Source organism: Enterococcus sp. DIV1304_2 (genome assembly GCF_050555445.1).
Classification (GTDB): Bacteria; Bacillota; Bacilli; order Lactobacillales; family Enterococcaceae; genus Enterococcus_B; species Enterococcus_B pernyi.
Map to the genome: position 1 here is coordinate 592,035 of NZ_CP187851.1, position 19,170 is coordinate 611,204.

Consider the following 19,170-nt stretch of genomic DNA (forward strand, 5'->3'; position numbering starts at 1 on the left):
TTTAATGGATTTGTTTCGTAAGAAAGAAATCAGTCTCAATCATACGAGTGAGATGAAGAAAGAACTAAAAACATCCGATTTGATCATGCTTGGCATTGGCGCGATCATCGGTACAGGTATATTTGTCGTAACAGGAGTGGCAGCAAACCAAAATGCAGGTCCGGCACTATCATTATCGTTTGTTTTAGCAGCGATCGTTGTGATTTTATCTGGTCTAAGCTTTGCAGAATTTGCTTCGCGGGTACCAGTGATTGGCGGACCATATGCGTATCTATACGTCGTATTCGGTGAATTTGCCGCTTGGTTGACTGGATGGTTATTGATCGGTGAGTTCTTGTTGGCCGTTTCATCCGTTGCGTCAGGTTGGTCCGGTTATGTACAAGGGTTTATTGAAAGTCTTGGTTTTGGCTTACCAACGGCGCTAACAGGTGGATATAATCCAGCCAATGGTACATACATCGACTTAATTGCGGTGCTTGTTGTGATTTTCGTCACATACATTGTTTCTTTGGAAGCGAAGAAAGCGTTACGATTGAACAACATGATGGTTTATGTGAAATTTGGAATCATTGCATTATTTATTATTGTAGGAATCTTTTTTGTTAAACCAGAGAATTGGCAACCATTCACACCCTTCGGCTTTGAAGGTGTCCTAGATGGTGCAGCACTAGTTTTCTTCGCATTCTTAGGATTTGATGCGGTAGCAATGGCTGCGGAGGAAGTAAAAAATCCTCAAAAAGATGTACCACGTGGAATCATTGGCTCGATCTTGATCGCAACCGTGTTGTACATCATCGTGACATTGATTTTAACAGGGATCGTGCCTTATACAGAATTAGGTGTAAATGATCCTGTGGCATTCGCGATGCGTTATGTAGGACATGGTACAGTAGGAGCGATCATCGCAGTTGGCGCGATCTTGACCTTATTGACTGTGACGATCTCCATGATGTATTCATTGGCTCGCTTATTGTTTGCAGTAAGTAAAGATGGCTTGTTACCACAGTTCATGACAGAAATCGACAAGAAACATCGCACACCGAAGAAAGCGACGTATGCAGCAGGTATCGCCGCATTATTCTTCGCAGGATTCTTCCCATTGAATATCTTGGCAGAGTTGACGAACATCATGGCATTGGCTTATCTAATGTTAGTTAGTCTAGGTTTACTGAAATTACGTAAAATGTTTGGCAAACCAAAAGCAGGCGAGTTCAAAGTGCCATTGGTACCGATTTTACCAATCATTTCGATCTTATCTTGTCTAGTCTTGATGTCACGTTTACAAGCGGTGACTTGGTTAGTCTTTGGGATTACGATGGTGATCGGCCTAGTGATTTACTTTGGCTATGGTTACAAACACAGTAAGATGAATACCGAAAAATAAACAAATGAACAAAAAACCTTGTATTAAGCAGCGTTGCTGATACAAGGTTTTTTCATTCTATTTGTTATTGCGTTAAATCGAGTAATTTTTGTTTCAAGTCTTCTTCCATATGGCCAAGTTCGACTTCTGCATGACGACGTTTTTCTTTTCCTTCTTGTTGGATACGAAGTGTTTCTTGGATCGTTTCGATCAAATCATTTTGTGTGGTTTGTAATGTTTCGATATCCACGATGCCACGTTCATTTTCTTTAGCAGTTTCGATGGCAGAGATTTTCAACATTTCTGAGTTTTTCTTCAATAAATCATTGGTTGTTTCAGAAACTTGTCGTTGTGCTGTAACTGCATCTTTTTGTCGAAGCAAGGTCAATGCGATAACCACTTGGTTTTTCCATAATGGGATGGCTGTAGCAATCGATGCTTGGATCTTTTCTGCCAATGCTTGGTTTGTATTTTGGATCAAACGGATCTGTGGCGCTTGTTGGATCGTGATCTGTCTGGCTAAGCGTAGATCATGAGTGCGCTTGTCTAGGCGATCAAGAAACTGTGTATAATCATTGGCAATCTGTACATCCATTTGATCCCCTGTTTCTTCTGCTTTTCGCATGGCTTCTGGAATGATCTTTGTCTGTAATTCTTCCATTTTTAATTCGCCAGCAGCGATATAAATGTTCAACGCATCAAAATAATCTTTATTTTTTTGATAAAGTTGTTCTAACATCAGATTGTCTTTTAATAGGCCATCTTTTTCTTTGTCTAATTTGACTGAGATCTTGTCGATTTGCGCACCGATTTTTTGGTATTTGGCAGTGACTTCATAAATCGATTGTTTGACTTTACCGAATACGCGTTGGAAAATATTTCCTTCTCCTGCACGTAATTCATCTGGATTTGCTTCTTGAAGGCGGTACATCAGTTCAGTCAATGAATCACCGACTGGGCCGATATCTTGTGCTTGTACGTGATTCAACATCGACTGTGAGAACTCACCTAATTTTGTTTGAGCAGCTGAACCGTAGCTGATGACCGATTGAGAATCAGTGACATCGATTTTTTCAGCTAATTGTTTGGCTTGTTCTTGTCTTTCAGCAGGTAATTTATCAATCAGCCGAGCAGCAGTTTGCTGTTCTTGAAGTGCATTGATTTCATTTTGTTGTGTTTGAGTCAATTTATCGACGGGTGTCGAAAAAGGATTATTCAATAAATCTTCTAAAGTATCATTTACAGGGGTTACTTCGTGTTTTGGTTCATGTGGATTATTTTCCATTAAAATTCCTCCTTATCGATTAAGCTAGAAAAAGTACCCGAAACAATCAGACGATGTCTAAGTGTTCCGAGTCCAAGAAATAAACGTGCTTATTCTTCTGGTACATCTTTATTATCACGCTTTAAGCTTTGTTTCGCAACAGATATCTCTACATCGATATCTTCCAAATCTTCCGAAACGAAATCTTGATAGTCTTTCGCAACTAGTGAAGCAAGTTGATCAATGATCTGGGTACTTTCTTCCAGTTTTTGATAGGTCTGTTTGTTTTTGATCTCGTGTTCATTGATCTCAATATATTTGTTTGTCAAATCCACTAGGTTTGGCAAGTGGGTGTAAAGGAACTGACTCGCATCGTGCAATCGAGTGGGTTCTTTTACGAGTTCTTTGAACAAACCTTTTGCTGCTTTTACCGGTTCGTGACGAAGATCGATCGCTTTAAGCTTTGCCGTTTCGTACATATTTTTTTCTAGTTGTTCGATTTCATTTTTTGTTTGATTCATCGTTTCTCTGAAAAAAGAGATTTCACTCGGTGTCATGCCGTTTTCGCTATAATGGGTCGCTAATTTGTCAGATAGATTTGGTAAAGCTGTTTTGTCCTTAGGTTTTTTACGAAAACCAAAAAGCCCCCAAATCAGCAAAACTGCGCCAATTAACAAGATCATTGATATGATCGATACATCATTATAACTGAAGAACAGTATCACTAAGAGTAAACCTACGATCCATTTCCAATTCTTTTTAATCATCCTAAAAACCTCCGTGTATATTCATTGTCCACTCTGCTCATCTACTTCTTTATTTTAGCACAACCTTCTTAATAATTAGTATCGGACTAAAGGTGGATTTTATGAGTTTATAGAATTTCTAAGGTTTGGATATGGTAAACTAAGTAAGAAATCAAAAAGAAAATTGAAAAAAACAAAAAAAGTAGTTATTATAGGACAAAAGAAAGCAGGGGAAAAGATGCTTGAATATGAACAGTTTGAAGAGAAAACGATCCAACGAAAAGAAATTTATCATGGAGCGATCATTGATGTCGCTGTGGATGATGTTCGCTTACCAGATGGAAATATCGGGAAACGTGAATTAGTCTTTCACCCCGGTGGTGTAGGAATCATTGCTTTTGATGAAAAGGATCGTCTACTATTAGTCAAACAATTCCGCAAACCTTTAGAAAAAGTGATCCTCGAAATACCAGCTGGTAAAATTGATCCAGGAGAAAAACAAGCGCCTGAGATCACTGCTGCTAGAGAATTAGAAGAAGAAACTGGATACCGCGCAGAGCGTTTGGAGCATTTGACTTCTATGTATTTGTCACCAGGATTTGCGAATGAACTCCTGCATATCTATCATGCAGTAAATATCGAAAAAGTGGAACAGCCTCTCGCACAAGATGAGGACGAAGTATTGGAACTTTATGCGTTGACTTTAGCAGAAGCAAAACAAGCGATGTCAGATCAAGTCATTTGCGATGCAAAAACGATTTATGCGATTCAATACTGGGAATCAATGAACAAAGGAAAGTAGAGGGATCGATTGATGGTCAAAGGACCGCTAGTCACACGTAGCGAAATCCGTAAACGACAGCAAGAACAAGCACAAGAATCATTAAAAAAACAAAGAAAAGCGGAAGCTACGTACAAACAAGAAGAAAAAAAGATCGCGAGTTTTTATCGTAAAGAACAAAAGAAAAATAAGCCAATCACGAAAACAAGAGCAGGCGAACGAGAAAAAACACGTAAATGGAATGCTGTTTTGATGAAAGGCTTGGTTATCGTCATTTTATTGTTAGCCATCGTTTTTCTGGCAGTTGCATTTATATAGAAAGAAGGAACAACTAAATGAAAATTGGAATCATCGGAGCAATGGAAGAAGAAGTAAAAATTTTAAGAGAGCAACTAGGACAACCCTTATCATGGGAAAGAGCAGGTGCTCTGTTTATCTCAGGCTCATTAGGCAATCATGAAGTCATTGTTGTACGTTCAGGTATCGGGAAAGTCTTGGCATCGATCACAACAAGCCTATTGATCCAACAATATGGTGTCAACATGGTCATCAATACCGGATCAGCTGGCGGCATTGGTGAAGGTCTACGTGTAGGGGATGTAGTGATCTCTGACAAAGTTGCCTATTTTGATGCAGATGTTACAGGGTTCGGTTACAAGCCAGGACAATTACCAGGTATGCCTCTTTATTATGAAGCAAGCACGTATTTACGTTCAGAAATGAAAAGAGCCGCAGAAGCAACCAACTTGAATGCAAAAGAAGGCTTGATCGTCACAGGAGATACATTTATTGATTCGCCAGTCAAAGTCCAAGAGATCTTAGGCAATTTCCCTGAAGCACTTGCTTGTGAGATGGAAGGGGCTGCAGTCGGTCAAACGGCGCAACAATTCAATATTCCTTTCTTGATCGTGCGAGCAATGAGTGATACTGCGGACCATTCAGCGACACAAAGCTTTGACGAATTCATCGAAGAAGCAGGGAAACGTTCAGCTGAAATGGTCATTGAATTTGTCAAACATCTTGTATAAGGAGTGAACCGAATGAAAGCATTGATTTCGATTGATTACACCTATGATTTTGTGGCAGATGATGGGAAATTGACGACTGGAAAGAGCGGTCAGGCAATTGAACCAGCTTTAACGAAGTATACAAAAAAGTTTATTGATGAGAAAGAATTTGTCGTATTTGCGATCGATGCACATGATCCCGAAGATGCTTTTCATCCGGAAAACCAATTGTTTCCACCACATAATGTAGTCGGAACCAGTGGCCGCGATCTGTATGGTTCATTGCAAGAGATTTATGCGGAACATCAAACACAAGCCAATGTTTATTGGATCGATAAACGTCACTATTCTGCATTCAGTGGAACAGATCTTGACATTCGTTTACGGGAACGTGGGATTACAGAGATTTATTTGACAGGTGTTTGTACAGATATCTGTGTCTTGCATACAGCAGTCGATGCCTATAACCTAGGCTATCAATTATTTATTTACGAAGATGCAGTTACCAGCTTTGATCCAATCGGACATGACTGGGCATTGAAACATTTTCAAACAGCCCTTGGTGCGGAGATCATTAAGGGATAGAAAGAGTGAAATAGTGGATAAAATATTCGATCGAATATTTTATCCACTATTTCTATCGGCAAAACACAATAATGAAGTTGTTTTTATAGGATTAGTTACTAGAATAAGCAATTGATGTATATTTTTTCATATCATGTATAAAACACAGGTATAATCCAAGATAAATTTTCAATTCATTTGGGACGTTTATAAAAATTTAAGATGACAAATAAGTTGGTAGGATAAATTTTTAAAAATAACAATATTTTGTATTTTAGTGGAGAGGAAGTAGTGTGATGTAGCAACTGAAAGAAGATTTGGAAATCTGGAGAAAATTTCAAAGTGTAAACTCTGAACTATTGGATGTTTCAATATTATTAATGTATAGTTATTGGTGCTTTTCCATTTCTTTTCAGTGTAAGTATTGCCATTTCAACTATTAAAAGAGTAGTAGAAATGAAAAAAGTGATTTAGCCCCATAGCTGTACTTGCAAGTTTGGTAATAGGTTGAAATTATAAATATTCCTGTGATTATTGCAAATTAAATAATTATAATTATCGAAAATTTCCAGATGATAAATGACAATATGAATTATATTATAAAGTTATATATATTTGATTAAAAAACACAAATTATTATTAAAAGTAAATATTTTTGTGTTTTAATTAAATTAACTTAGTAAGCGCTTTCTGGGTTGTGTATCAAAATAAAAAACATATACATTTGGAGGCTAATTAAATGAATACTAAAAAGTTTGTTGTGTTATCTACTGTGACTCTTATGTTAGCAGCGACTTCTGCTTCACCTATGTTAGGATTAAGTAATGATATTTTTGCTGATGAGATTGGAACAAAAATTGATACAAATGCTAGTTTACCAGAATCTAAATTATTTAATAAAACGGTTGCCAACAAAGACCTTAATTCTAGTATTGATGTTTCTTATGATGGTAATACTAAAATCACTATGTTAATTGATGAAAATCAAAATGTACTAGCTACTGAAATTTCAAATCCTGTAACTTCAGAAATTGTAGCTGTTACGAGAACAGCTACAGAAGTTATTGTTGAAAAAACAATTAAAGGGTACAATGGTGAATACGATACACAGACCCATCATTTTTCATTAGCTGCACTGAATGAGAACGGTGATATTAATGATATATCCAGTATCAGTCCAAGAAATCACTATACAGCTTGGAGATATACTAATCTTGCAGTAGGGACAGCTGTATTTTCATTACTTACTGATGTCTCGTTTGGAGCAGTAGTTTCTTTTTTTGCAGGTATTTTTGGAATTACCGCAAAAGCTGCTGAATGGGCACTTGGATACATGGGTGCAAAAGGGTTAAGTACTGGAGATGCTATTGCTAGAGCATTGGATACAAGTGGAAATGGTTGGATTGGATTATATGTTCGTGAACTATGGAATGATTCACAGACTGTTTACTATGGAACACAACATAAAACAATGTAAGTAAGGTGAAATGATGAAAAAGCTGGATTCCATATATTTCGTAGGTGTATTTCTTTTACTGTTTATTTTAAAAGGAATCTTAGAATTTATTTGGAAAGGCAATCATTCATTTACTCTCGATGAAATTTATTTTAGAGTTGCGATTGTTGTTGGTGTTGTGATTGGGTTGATACCAATTAATAAAGGCTGGGGTACGCTTAAATCTCTTTTTACCATTTTTTTGAGTGATTATTTACTGAAAAAGTTGTTTGATTATTTAGGATTAGAAAAAATAACCTTTACACTAATACCTTATCTTATTATTTTAGGAGTTCTTTTAATTATTTTTTTTGCTAGATTGATTATAAAAACAAAAAAAGGGATTTCCCTACACTAAAAGAAGATTAGATAAAAAGGGGTCGTGACAGAAGAGTTCAGCCTTATTTCCGAAGAGGTTAATTCTGTTTCCGCCGTTAGGTGGTGGAAGGGAACTAACGTATCACTCCTTTTTTTGGTGTTTATTTATTAATAATGAATGGAAGAATATAACAAATAAGAAGAATCGGTAATTTTCCATTATTTTCAGATTCAGACTTCTGTTTGTGGTTGATAGGAGAAGTGAAAAGATGGTGGCTAATCTCTTGAAAAAGGGGTGATGCCTATGATTCATAGCTTTATCCCTAGAAGGGGGTAGGCAAGTGTCAAGTTTTGAAGCAATTCAACTGATGATTACTTTCGCGACGTTAGTTTTGCTGATTATTAACTTTAAGACGTTAATACAATGAAATATAACTTTAAAAATAAGAGTATAAAGCAAACATTTTGGTGTGTCTGCTCTATACTCTTTTGACTTGTTATTTAACTAAGGTTAGCTTTTGGAACACCGTTTATTTGAATTTAAATCAGAAACAAAAATGAATTTGTAAATGAATTTATTTTTTTGCCCCATACGCATAGTTTGTTAGGGAATTATTTACCAAATATGCACACGTTTTTCAGGTGCTAGATACATCGGATCTTCTTCAGTGATCGCAAATGTTTCATAAAACTCTGCTAAGTTTTGTGGCTGGATATTCGCCCGAAGTTTCGCAGGTGCATGAACATCGATTTGTAAAAGTAATTGTTGGTATTCTTTTTTCGCTTTTGTACGCCAGATTGTCGCCCAATTCATGAAGAAATCGGCTGCTGAATAATCGTCTTCTGTCATTGCAGCTTCTAGTGCGCAACTTAATCCGCCAGCATCTGCAATATTTTCAGAAACGGTTAGTTTTCCATTGACTGTGCCATCAGCAAAAGGTACACCGTCAAACTGTTCGATCATGGCTTGCGCTTTTTCTTGGAAATGAGCGAAGTCTTCTTCTGTCCACCAGTTATTCAAGTTACCGAATTCATCAAATTTCGCGCCGTTGTTGTCAAACGCATGGGAAATCTCATGGGCAATGACTGCACCGATTCCGCCGAAGTTTGCCGAGCTAGATTGTTCCAAACTATAAAATGGTGCTTGTAAAATCGCAGCTGGGAAAACGATCACATTTCGGAATGGATGATAGTACGCATTGACTGTATCCGCGCTCATTTCCCATTCATCACGATCAACAGGCTTGTTCCATTTACTGAAACGGTCTTTTAGGGTTAGATGACTAAAGTTCAACGCATTTGAAAGCAAGGTTCCACCTTCATTTGCGGGAACTGTTTGGAACGCATCGAACAAGGCAGGGATTTTATCAGGGTAACCGACTTGGATGCCTAATTTGTTCAATTTCACAATTGCTTTTTCTCGTGTCGCATCACTTAACCATTCATTCGTTTCGAGTCGTTTTTGGTAAACATTGATCATTTTCTTGACCATTTTTTCGACATCTTTTTTCGCTGCTTCGCCAAAATACTTGTTCCCGTAGTAATCGCCCAACACATGATCAAACTGTCCTGAAGCAAGGTAGTAAGCTGCTTTCTTTTGTGGCATTGCTTCATCGGTTCCTGATAAAGTCCGAGAGAAGATCCCGCTGACTTGACGGAAATCTTCAGATAGATAACTGCTTAGTGAACGCACCGTTTTTACGATCATCCAGCTTTTAAGTAATCGGAAATGTGGTGTCGTCAAAAGTTCAGCTAAATGTTCAAAGTAGACAGGGTCAGTAACAATCACTTGGTCTGGACGTGTGCCGATCAAGCCAGTGGTCAAGGTAGTTAAGTCAAGAGCATCGGTATATGCCGTAAATTCAGTAAAGGTACGTGGATTGTACATTTGGCTATAATCTGCATTTTCTTCCGCGCTTTTAACATGAGGCGCAATCAATTTATCGAATTGGATCGCTTGTTCGACGATTGCTTCTGCCTGACTTCTTTCTTTTCCTGTCATTTCTAAAAGTTGGACCATCATATCAAAAAAGACGGACAATAATTGAGCACCATTTGGATGTTCTGCTTCATAATAAGTTTTATCTGGTAAAAATAAAGAGGGTGGTGAAGCGAAAAAGGCATTGACCTGCGCATTTTTCATATCTGCATCCACATCTAAGACAACAGGTAACGGTAAACTGTCCAATGTCCATTCGGGAAATTGCTGATTTAATTCGTCAAAGGAAGTGAGTTGCTCGATCCTTTCGAGGATAGGTTTTAAAGGTGTCGCACCTAATTGATCTCTATATTCATAATCATTTGCTAGTTGATAATAAGCAAGGAAGTGACGCATTTTATCAGATGTAACTTTTGTTGGATCAGCTAACATCTCATCTGTATCTCGCATCATTAGTTGATCAATGCCATCAACTAAATCCTGAAACCCACCAGTTGCTGGCTTATCGGCAGGAATTGTTGCTGTTTTTAACCATTCTTCATTTACTGCTTCAAAAAAATCTTGTTTCAAACGTTCTTGGTTCATTGAATCATCGCTCCTTTTTAGTTCCGTGTGCCCATTATCTAACAAAAAAGCAGAATAAACAAATGGAATGTAAAATCTATTTCAAAGCGACAAGTTTTGTAATCGGTTTCTTTTGCAAACAAGATCTAAAATCATTTTACATACGAATCAGGAAAAATGTTCAAAACGCGCAATCGACCATTAGTCACTCTGATTTATTTTTTTAGGACTATCCCTTATAATGTAGGTGGAGGTGATTGATTCTGAGTAAAGTAAGTGGGAAATGGCAAGAAATCACGCTCGATGGCAAAACAGAGCGAATCAGTGAGTTTCGTCTGCTCAAAAGGAAACAGGAAAACGAATACTATTTAGCAGTGATTTTTGAAAATGAGAGTTATTTGATCGTTGATCCTCATGGAAAACCAGTCGAATTTATGACAGCGGTAAACGCCTATTCAACAAGCATTGCAACATCCACTATGTGGCAAGAAGCCAGTATAAATGCAGAAGGAATTGACGATGAGCTGATCGATAAACTTCTGGCAAAGTGGGCGCAACAAGCGCCAACGACTTATTTAGTTGATTGTTGGGTAGGCTTGCCAGAGCAACGTTTCTTGAATTATAAAAAGTGGCGAACAACGTCTGGTTATCTTTGTGGCACTTATGCGGCAGCAGTGTTACTTGCCTACTATCAAGATTATCGTATGCCGAATCTGATTCCTTCAGCTATTCGTCAAAAAGATTCCCGCGATGCGAAAGAATTGATCCAAAAACTGCGTAAAACGATCCAACCTTTAGGCTTGCCTACCGTACCTATCCAAGTAAGTACAGGGATCTCAGCCTTTTTTAGAACACAACAACAACCGATTTATGCCAGAAGTACAGTAGTCGGTTCTTGGCAACGAGCAACAAAGCGGATTCGCGAAGGAAAACCTGTGATGATCGGTATTTTAAGATTGCTAGGCAGTACCTACGGCAATCATTGGGTCACTGCTTATGCTTACTATGAATCAGCTTCTGGTGAGCGTTATTATAAAGTCCATGATAATTGGGGAAACACAAATAAAGTGATTCCTGCAAGTTGGGGAAATGGAACAGTCTCACTTCCTTGATTATTTTCAGAAAATACCAGAAATACGGAACGAAATATGTTAAACTATCGAAGAATAGAGAAGTTTGGGAGGATGTCATGAGTAAAAAGTATCAGGACGACACGTTGAAAATCTTTAGTTTGAATGGGAATCGACCGTTAGCAGAAAAAATCGCCAAAGTATTTGGAACAGAGTTAGGGAAAAGTGTAGTCAAACAATTTAGTGATGGAGAAATTTCAATCAACATTGAAGAAAGTATCCGTGGCGACCATGTCTACATCGTTCAATCGACGAATGCACCAGTCAATGATTACTACATGGAATTATTGATCATGATCGATGCGATGAAACGTGCAAGTGCCAAAACGATCAATGTGGTGTTGCCTTATTATGGTTATGCGAGACAAGACCGTACAGCGAAGCCCCATGAACCAATTACAGCAAAATTGATTGCGAACATGCTTGAAGAAGCAGGAGCAACTCGTGTATTGACCTTAGATCTGCATACGGTGCAAGTACAAGGATTCTTTGATATTCCAGTAGATAACTTATTTACAATGCCATTATTTGCGCATTATTACCGTGAACTTGGTCTGGTCGGCGATGACATTGTCGTTGTTTCACCAAAGAACAGTGGTGTCCAACGCGCGCGTAGCTTATCAGAGTATTTGAATAGTACGTTAGCGATCGTTGATCATGCGGACGAAGAAGTCGAAGGGACAGCAGCAAGTTACGTGATCGGGAATGTTCAAGGAAAAACGTGTATACTGGTTGATGATATTTTAAATACTGGATTGACATTCGCTCGAGCAGCCAAAGTCTTGAAAGAAAATGGCGCCAAAGATATCTATGTTTGTGCTTCCCATGGCTTGTTGTCAGAGCCTGCAAAAGAGATCTTGGACGAAGCACCAATCAAAGATATCTGTATCACTGATTCTGTGTATACACCAGAAGACCGTCACCCTGAAAACTTGACGATCGTCACTTGTTCAAACTTGATGGGTGAAGCCGTCAAACGTATCCATGAAAACACGCCAATGAGCCCACTGTTCCGTTTGGAAGAGAAGAGCTTTAGATAAAAATGAAACACCATAAATGACGGAATTTAGGTCATTTTATGGTGTTTTTTGCTAAGAACTTGGACATATCTACTAAAAAATCCTCCTTTTGTCTAAGTTTATTTTTGGTAACTGGCTATTTCTATGCTAGAATGTGCCTAGTTCTATTTGAAAGGGATGAATACATTGGGCAATATTTATTTAGATCATGCAGCGACGACGCCGATGCATCCGTTGGTAATCAAAGAAATGATGGATATCATGGAAGGGACATTTGGCAATCCTTCGAGCATTCATGGATTTGGTCGGATGGCTCATGAAAAATTAGAAAATGCTAGACAAATCGTGGCAGATAGTTTGCACGCCCGCCCGCATGAGATTATTTTTAACAGTGGCGGAACGGAAGGTGATAATACTGCGATTCTTGAAACAGCATTCTCACGTCAAAATGAAGGGAAACATCTAATCACTACAGTTATTGAACATCCAGCAGTCTTAAATACGATGAAGTATCTTGAAAAAAAGGGTTTTGAGGTTACATATCTACCAGTTGACCAAAAAGGAAATATCTCGATCGCTGATTTCCGTTCGGCTTTAAGAGAAGACACGATTCTAGTATCGATCATGTACGGAAATAATGAAATCGGTAATTTATTACCAATCAAAGAAATCGGTGAAATTTTACGAGAACATCCAGCCTATTTCCATACGGATGCTGTTCAAGCTTATGGTAATCAAACGATTCATCCTCAAGAGTTAGGAATCGATCTTTTGAGCATATCTGGTCATAAAATCAATGGACCGAAAGGAATCGGTTTTTTATATAAAAGAGATGGCGTAAATATCCCACCTTTGCTTTTAGGGGGAGAACAAGAAGAAAAACGCCGTGCCGGTACAGAAAACTTAGCGGGGATCTGTGGATTAGCGAAAGCGGTAGAAATATTAACGCTGGAAGAAAGAGAAGCACGTAATAAAAAATACTTGGGCTTCCAACAACTGATTTTAGATAAATTGACAGAAAATGAGATTGAATATGCAATCAATGGAGATTTGACGAATAAATTACCTCATGTACTGAATTTACGTATTCCAGGGATCGTCAACGATCTATTGTTGATGAAATTGGATCTACAAGGCTTTGCGATCTCGATCGGTTCGGCATGTACTGCTGGAAATATCGAACCTTCTCATGTACTAGAAGCCATGTATGGAAAAGGAACACCATTCTTGAAAGAATCCATCCGCATCAGTTTTGGCTATGGGAATACAGAAGAAGAAGTCCAACGATTTGCTGATGGTTTAGTCAAAGCAATCTAAGCGCTAAAAAACCTAGTAAAACGAGTTAGAAACTTTTATAATAAAGAGGAAACTAAACTTACTGAGGTGAAAAAGATGGCATTTGAACAAACAGCGTCCGTACTCGGTTCTCCAGTTAGCTACCGTTTACATCCAGATGCAAAAAGATACACATTACGCGACAATGGCTTTACAGAAACAAACGGCGGGAACTATCAATTGATTCGTCCGCTTGATGCAACACCACAAAGCAAAGAAGGTTTTAAATTAAAAATCACGGTTGCGAAAGACATCAAGACAATGAAGATGTCGATCACGACAGCCAATGGCTTGCGTGCAGTCGATATTTTTAAAGATCCAAAGCAAAAAATGAGTCAAGATAAGTTTTATTTCTTGATGGATAGCATGATCAGTCGTGGACTATTTGAAAAAGTAGAAGGCTAAGCACTCATGTGACACAATAAAGAAAAACAAAAAAGTACCCAAACACTAGAAAAACAAGTGCATGTATCGTCTTCATGTGACGGCGAGCATGCGTAACTGTCCTTCCTAGCGCTTGGGTACTTTTTTATTTATCGGTCAATGATCATTCAACTTTTGACCATTCATCTAATGTTTTTCCTTGGGCATCTTTTAGTTCTAGCCAACTATTTGTTCCGCCATAATACAGTAATAGGCTAGCTTCATTCACACTTTTGACGATGATATCCTCCACAACTTTCCCATCTTTGATCTGCTCTTGGTAGTCAGCCCGCATCTTATCTCCATATTTCGCGGCATAACTAACCGAACCATCTTTATTCAAAGGGGCATCAAGTAATAACGTAGCGCCAGCTTTGATCAACATCTCATTGCGACTGATCCAGTAAAGTGTTGCCTTGCTACCACGAAATTCCACAGTAAAAGGAATCTCGCTGATTTGTTTCGTCCACCGATGACGCGCTTTGGCAGGTCTCTTTTTCGTCTCAGGAAGCGGAGCGAAGCCATAGCCGAAAGTCGTCAACACAGTCGTTACCTTTTCGACAGTTGGGGCTAATTTTTTGGTTGCTTCAACTGGGATTTTTTCTTTGAAATCTTTGTCTTTTTCTAATGTTAGACCAGCTTCGGCGGCTTGATTATTCATTAGATACATAAAATAATCTGCTTCAAGATCCCATGGTAAATGGATAGTGATGACTTGGTCAAAGGATTTTGGGCGGATCTTTGTACCAATTGCCAGACACTTTTTGTCTAAGTAATAAAGATAAAAAGAATTTTCTATTTCTTTTACTGGCTTTGAACAAATAGAGAGTTGGATTTGTTCTTCCTCTAATTGGATCTGTGTTTCAGAAGCAGTGATCGTTGTGTGAAAGCTAACCTTGGTCATAGGTGTATCCTCCCGTTTTTTTCTACAGTGTACCATGTTTTTCAAGCAATAATAAAATAATCATAATTATAAAAAAATATAAGACAAATGAATGGTAAAATACAGAAAGAATACAAAATTAGGAGGCGTTATGCAGAAATACTGGAAAAAGAATATTAATTTATTTTTGATGGGACAATTTTTATCAGGAATCACAAGTATGGTCGTTCAATATGCTATTATTTGGTATTTGACGCAAGAAACAGGTTCTGCGACTATTTTAAGTTTTGCCACATTATTAGGAATGCTGCCGATGGTTCTATTAAGTCCGTTTGTTGGGCCGCTGATCGATCGTTGGGATAAGAAAAAATTATTGATTTATACGGATATCATTGTTGCGATCTTTGCACTTATTTTATCCATTGTAGGAACAGTGATGTCGACCTTTCCGCTGTGGTTAGTGTTTGTCTCTTTATTTATTCGTTCGGTCGCACAGACCTTTCAAATGCCGACGATCCAATCGATTTTACCGACAATGGTTCCAGAAGAAGAATTAACAAGGATCAATGGTCGATTGGGGATGGTGCAATCAGCGAATTATATCGTTGCTCCTGGATTAGGTGCTTTTTTATTTGCTGCGGTACCGATGAATGCTTTGATTCTTTTGGATGTATTAGGTGCCATTCTTGGTGTAGGATTGTTGATTCTTGTGGTAATTCCCAAGATGGACATCCAAGGAGAAGCGGTTCATTTGTTAGCTGATACTAAATTTGGAGTAAAGAAACTATATGAGAAGCGAGGGTTGTGGCATATCATGCTCAATGGGGCAGTTTTCATGCTGTTGTTCATGCCCGCTGCAAGCTTATATCCACTGATGACCATGGGCTATTTTAATGGCACAGTCGGACAAGCAGGGTTGATCGAAGTCATTTACGCTGTTGGGATGTTAATAGGCGGTGCAATCATCGGTTTTTCTGGTCATTTTAAGAATCGAATGAAGCTAGTGATCATCTCCTATATCGTCTTAGGTTTATCGGTCGCAGCGAGTGGATTATTACCAGCAACCTCACAAGGATTTATTTACTTTGTTCTGTTGAATGCCATTTCCGGCTTGGCTACGCCTTACTACAATACATTAGTCATGGCGATGATCCAACAAAGTTTTGAGCCAAGTATTTTAGGAAGAGTATTGGGCGTGTTCAATTCACTGATGTCTCTCCCTGGTCCAATCGGTTTGATCTTTGCCGGGCCACTAGCAGATGCTCTTGGCGTGGAGAAATTGTTTGTGATTGCTGGTGTCGGTACATTACTTTGCGCAATTGCACTTTACCTGGTTCCTTCAGCCAGAAACTACGATTTAGAATTACAAAGTAAACATAGCTAAGACAAAGCAATAAATTTCTTTTTTAAAGATAGGCATTGATTGCCTATTTTTTTGTTTTCACATACGATATTTATAAAGGAGAGTGAGCTTAGATGAATTATTTTATCAGCGATATGCATTTTTTCCATGAACGGTTGCTCGGTAATAGTGATTTTTCGCCGAGACCATTTAAAAATATTGCCCATATGCACCATCAATTAATCACTAGTTGGAATGCAGTCGTAAAGGAATCCGACCATGTTTATCATCTAGGAGACCTCGCGATGCACCCTAAGTATGAAAAAGGTAGCGCAGAAATTCTTTCCTTAGTCAAAGAACTGAATGGCACAATCCACTTTATCAAAGGGAATCATGACAGTCGGGCCTTTTTCAACTATTTGGAACAACATGATCCGTGGAAAAATGAAGGAAAGCAAAAGTTTCACTTTTATAATGTAGGTGTCATCATAAAATTCAATCATCAGCAATACTATCTGACCCATTATCCATTGTTGCTCGGAGGCAATGATAAAATACGCAATCTTCATGGGCATATCCATCACTACAGCGTACCCATCGGCAACGACGTCAATGTAGGAGTAGACGCACCAGAGCGAGAACTGATGGCAAAATCATTACCTTTTGGCACTCCTTTATCTGAAAATAATATTGAAGAAATCTATCAGAAAAAACAAGAAGAACTGGAATAGTTGAAGAAAATGTAACCGCAAGTACGAGATCGTAGTAAAAGCGGTCAGTCGATAGATAGTTGAAAAAGCATTCAAATACTACTCGTAAGGGGAGTACTTGAATGCTTTTTATTGTCGGTAGATGAGTTAGCTAAAGAAAAGTTACTTTTTCTATATAATACAGTTCACCCATTTTCCTTGATCATTCAGCCCTTTACCCACGGAAGCAGTCCCATCATTCAAACGTTTAAGATCATTCGTGATATTTGTTGAGTAGACGATAAGGACCTCTTCTTTTGTATATTGATTCAACCAGTCGATCGCGTAATCCACAGATTGGTTGACACCGATATGATAGTAATAGTTTTGGTAAATCGTTTTGGCTTCATCGGTCATTGTAAAGTCATGATTCAGTCCATACCCATTTCTCTGAGAAGCAGGCGTAGTGAAAGAGCCATGGAATCGTAGATAAGTAGCGGAGCGATAGGTGCCATTTTCTAGCTTGATCAATGCATGGAAATTATTAAAGAAATAATACCAAGTCGGACGGTTCTTCGTGTAGGATACATCATAATTCAATGGATTCGGATAGGCTAGATCATAATTTTCATAGACACTTAAATTCTCCGTGTAATCAAATTTTCTTTGAGTAAATGCTGGAGGAGTATGTACTACTTGACTAACTAAATAGCCATATGAAGGATGTGCTTTTTGATCGATTTTTGAATAAGTTGGATTATAGCGTAGGTGATTACTATCCGTCGTGATATCTTTTGAGTAAACAATATCAAAGCTACACTGAGTATAGCGATTGATCCAATTCATCACGTAATTTGGGATATCCGCAAGTTCAATACCATTAGGTACAACAGGGATATTTTTATCTGCGTATTTTTGCTTCGCTTCATCAGTCAAAGCGAAATTGGTGAATAAATCTAATTGTGCAACAACATTTCCACTGGCGTTACGACCGAGAGTAAGGGATTTGTTGGTGTAGGGACGTTGGTTGTTTTGATCGATGGCTAAGAAATGATAGTCGTTTTCAAGGTAATAGAGGTTAGAGTTTCTACTGAAAATAAAGTCTTCACCTTCCATGGGGGAACCTCCCCCCGCCCAAGTGATATTCTTTGTATAATCATTGTATTCAGGAAACGAAGGACTAATTTTTTCCAGTTTATCGGAGCGCCAGATATCGTTAGGTGTAATCGATGGCGCCTCGATCGGATCATCTTTAGACTCAAGATCAATCCCTTGGAAATTTGGGTCATCTCCAGGCGTCAGGTCATCAATGTTGCCATCAGGTGTAGCGTTCATGTAAGCAGCCCATACGAGCATGGAACAGTACCAACTTTGTCTGCTAAAAGTACGATCCCGATGTCCGAGCGACAATGATAAAGAATAACTTTTTCCTAATTGACTTTTCATAAATAAAATAGCAGCTTGTTTTTGTAACACTGTTGCCTCAGGAACTCTTAGGATGGAGGCATTGGTATAATCAAAACGCTCGTCATCTAATACACCGTAGACAACGCCATCACTTTTGGCACCAAAGTTTCCTTTTGTTGCTTCAATTGTTCGAATATAGGTAAAGGTTTCTTCTTTTCCATTGATTATATGAGTTTCTTCAACAATATCATCGACAATCATTATATGATGAAGCACAATCACTCCGAGATCTAAAATATCCGCTCGATTTACCTCAAAAATGAGATCTCCAGGCTGGACCGTATTCAATAAGTCATAAGTACCATATTCCGGCTTCTTTTCAAAAGTAATATTATCTAGAGAATTTCCAATATTGAAGGACCATAGTGGCGGGATTTTCGCTAACCGTTCTGCTTCCTCGGTTAAATACGTGTCATTGACGGAATGTGCATATTCTTTTAAGTGATCCTCATCTAAATAAGGTGTCTGGTTGTAGTAACCAGCTGAAAATTCCTCAAATGTCTGCTCGAAGGAAGCGTATTCATTTTTGAAAAATTCATAATAATCCTCTAAAGACTGATAAGAGTCCGCTTCGGCATGTACCTGCATATTTGAGAATTGAAGTGAAACGATTAATAAAAAAGTTGTGAAAAAAAGTTTGAGCTTCATGATATTTCCTCCTTAATTTTATGATAAAATAATAACATACAAACATTTATAAAAACACCTATTTTTTTAATTTTATATGTTTTTTTATATGGATTTATGGAAAAACTTTTATCTAATTATGTTTATCATTAAAAGTTTGTGTGAAGGATTTTTTATTATTTATCTGCAAGTTAATCGATTTATTTTAAAGTTA

At 38.0% G+C, this 19,170-nt stretch carries 19 protein-coding genes; 14 read left to right on the forward strand and 5 right to left on the reverse strand.

Annotated features, from left to right (window positions below):
* Positions 1-4 precede the first annotated feature (4 nt).
* Positions 5-1,384 carry an APC family permease gene (locus IGJ14_RS02825; protein WP_019724164.1) on the forward strand — a complete coding sequence of 460 codons (1,380 nt, stop codon included), beginning with the start codon at positions 5-7 and terminating at the stop codon, positions 1,382-1,384.
* 64 nt (positions 1,385-1,448) lie between these two features.
* Here the strand turns inward: IGJ14_RS02825 and IGJ14_RS02830 are convergent, their stop codons facing one another.
* Both IGJ14_RS02830 and IGJ14_RS02835 read right to left on the reverse strand, forming a co-directional pair.
* On the reverse strand, positions 1,449-2,648 hold the full coding sequence (locus IGJ14_RS02830) for a toxic anion resistance protein (protein WP_010736201.1): 1,200 nt from the start codon (positions 2,646-2,648) through the stop codon (positions 1,449-1,451).
* A gap of 89 nt (positions 2,649-2,737) precedes the next feature.
* Positions 2,738-3,394, reverse strand: coding sequence for a 5-bromo-4-chloroindolyl phosphate hydrolysis family protein (locus IGJ14_RS02835; RefSeq protein WP_023519185.1), 657 nt, complete (start codon positions 3,392-3,394; stop codon positions 2,738-2,740).
* 217 nt (positions 3,395-3,611) lie between these two features.
* On the opposite strand from IGJ14_RS02835, the gene IGJ14_RS02840 reads away from it, so the two are divergent.
* The 7 genes from IGJ14_RS02840 to IGJ14_RS02870 all read left to right on the forward strand — a co-directional run bounded on the left by IGJ14_RS02840 (position 3,612) and on the right by IGJ14_RS02870 (position 7,966).
* A complete protein-coding gene (locus IGJ14_RS02840) occupies positions 3,612-4,175 on the forward strand; it encodes an NUDIX hydrolase (protein ID WP_034688952.1) in 564 nt (187 codons plus the stop codon).
* 12 nt (positions 4,176-4,187) lie between these two features.
* Complete coding sequence (gene macP / locus IGJ14_RS02845) at positions 4,188-4,472, forward strand: cell wall synthase accessory phosphoprotein MacP (RefSeq protein WP_010736198.1); 285 nt, start codon at positions 4,188-4,190, stop codon at positions 4,470-4,472.
* Between the two features lie 17 nt (positions 4,473-4,489).
* Positions 4,490-5,182, forward strand: coding sequence for a 5'-methylthioadenosine/adenosylhomocysteine nucleosidase (locus tag IGJ14_RS02850; RefSeq protein ID WP_195273814.1), 693 nt, complete (start codon positions 4,490-4,492; stop codon positions 5,180-5,182).
* A gap of 12 nt (positions 5,183-5,194) precedes the next feature.
* Positions 5,195-5,746 (forward strand): cysteine hydrolase family protein, encoded by a 552-nt coding sequence (locus IGJ14_RS02855; protein WP_195273813.1) that lies wholly within the window; start codon positions 5,195-5,197, stop codon positions 5,744-5,746.
* Between the two features lie 718 nt (positions 5,747-6,464).
* Positions 6,465-7,202, forward strand: coding sequence for a hypothetical protein (locus tag IGJ14_RS02860; RefSeq protein ID WP_195273812.1), 738 nt, complete (start codon positions 6,465-6,467; stop codon positions 7,200-7,202).
* A gap of 13 nt (positions 7,203-7,215) precedes the next feature.
* Positions 7,216-7,578 (forward strand): hypothetical protein, encoded by a 363-nt coding sequence (locus IGJ14_RS02865; protein ID WP_195273811.1) that lies wholly within the window; start codon positions 7,216-7,218, stop codon positions 7,576-7,578.
* A 301-nt stretch (positions 7,579-7,879) separates the two neighbouring features.
* Entirely contained in the window at positions 7,880-7,966 is an 87-nt protein-coding gene (locus IGJ14_RS02870) for a putative holin-like toxin (RefSeq protein ID WP_396349504.1), read from the forward strand.
* 188 nt (positions 7,967-8,154) lie between these two features.
* On the opposite strand, the gene IGJ14_RS02875 is transcribed toward IGJ14_RS02870, so the two are convergent.
* Positions 8,155-10,062 carry a M13 family metallopeptidase gene (locus tag IGJ14_RS02875; RefSeq protein ID WP_195273810.1) on the reverse strand — a complete coding sequence of 636 codons (1,908 nt, stop codon included), beginning with the start codon at positions 10,060-10,062 and terminating at the stop codon, positions 8,155-8,157.
* A gap of 236 nt (positions 10,063-10,298) precedes the next feature.
* Between IGJ14_RS02875 and IGJ14_RS02880 the strand changes: the two genes are divergently transcribed.
* The 4 genes from IGJ14_RS02880 (at position 10,299) to IGJ14_RS02895 (ending at position 13,930) form a co-directional block, all read left to right on the forward strand.
* Positions 10,299-11,153, forward strand: coding sequence for a dihydrolipoamide dehydrogenase (locus tag IGJ14_RS02880; RefSeq protein WP_065096112.1), 855 nt, complete (start codon positions 10,299-10,301; stop codon positions 11,151-11,153).
* A 77-nt stretch (positions 11,154-11,230) separates the two neighbouring features.
* The gene (locus IGJ14_RS02885; protein ID WP_019723536.1) at positions 11,231-12,211 is read left to right on the forward strand and encodes a ribose-phosphate diphosphokinase; all 981 of its coding nucleotides are present in this window, start codon (positions 11,231-11,233) and stop codon (positions 12,209-12,211) included.
* 165 nt (positions 12,212-12,376) lie between these two features.
* A complete protein-coding gene (locus IGJ14_RS02890) occupies positions 12,377-13,507 on the forward strand; it encodes a cysteine desulfurase family protein (protein WP_104776630.1) in 1,131 nt (376 codons plus the stop codon).
* Positions 13,508-13,582: 75 nt separating this feature from the next.
* Entirely contained in the window at positions 13,583-13,930 is a 348-nt protein-coding gene (locus IGJ14_RS02895; RefSeq protein ID WP_010736189.1) for a DUF1831 domain-containing protein, read from the forward strand.
* A 142-nt stretch (positions 13,931-14,072) separates the two neighbouring features.
* On the opposite strand, the gene IGJ14_RS02900 is transcribed toward IGJ14_RS02895, so the two are convergent.
* The gene (locus IGJ14_RS02900) at positions 14,073-14,852 is read right to left on the reverse strand and encodes a hypothetical protein (RefSeq protein WP_065096113.1); all 780 of its coding nucleotides are present in this window, start codon (positions 14,850-14,852) and stop codon (positions 14,073-14,075) included.
* A 91-nt stretch (positions 14,853-14,943) separates the two neighbouring features.
* Between IGJ14_RS02900 and IGJ14_RS02905 the strand changes: the two genes are divergently transcribed.
* Positions 14,944-16,215: an MFS transporter gene (locus IGJ14_RS02905; RefSeq protein WP_267472068.1), complete on the forward strand. Its 1,272-nt coding sequence runs from the start codon at positions 14,944-14,946 to the stop codon at positions 16,213-16,215.
* A 92-nt stretch (positions 16,216-16,307) separates the two neighbouring features.
* Positions 16,308-16,904, forward strand: a complete 597-nt coding sequence (locus IGJ14_RS02910) for a metallophosphoesterase (protein ID WP_019724421.1) — start codon at positions 16,308-16,310, stop codon at positions 16,902-16,904.
* 150 nt (positions 16,905-17,054) lie between these two features.
* Here the strand turns inward: IGJ14_RS02910 and IGJ14_RS02915 are convergent, their stop codons facing one another.
* A complete protein-coding gene (locus IGJ14_RS02915) occupies positions 17,055-18,977 on the reverse strand; it encodes a hypothetical protein (protein ID WP_430608261.1) in 1,923 nt (640 codons plus the stop codon).
* Positions 18,978-19,170: the final 193 nt, after the last annotated feature.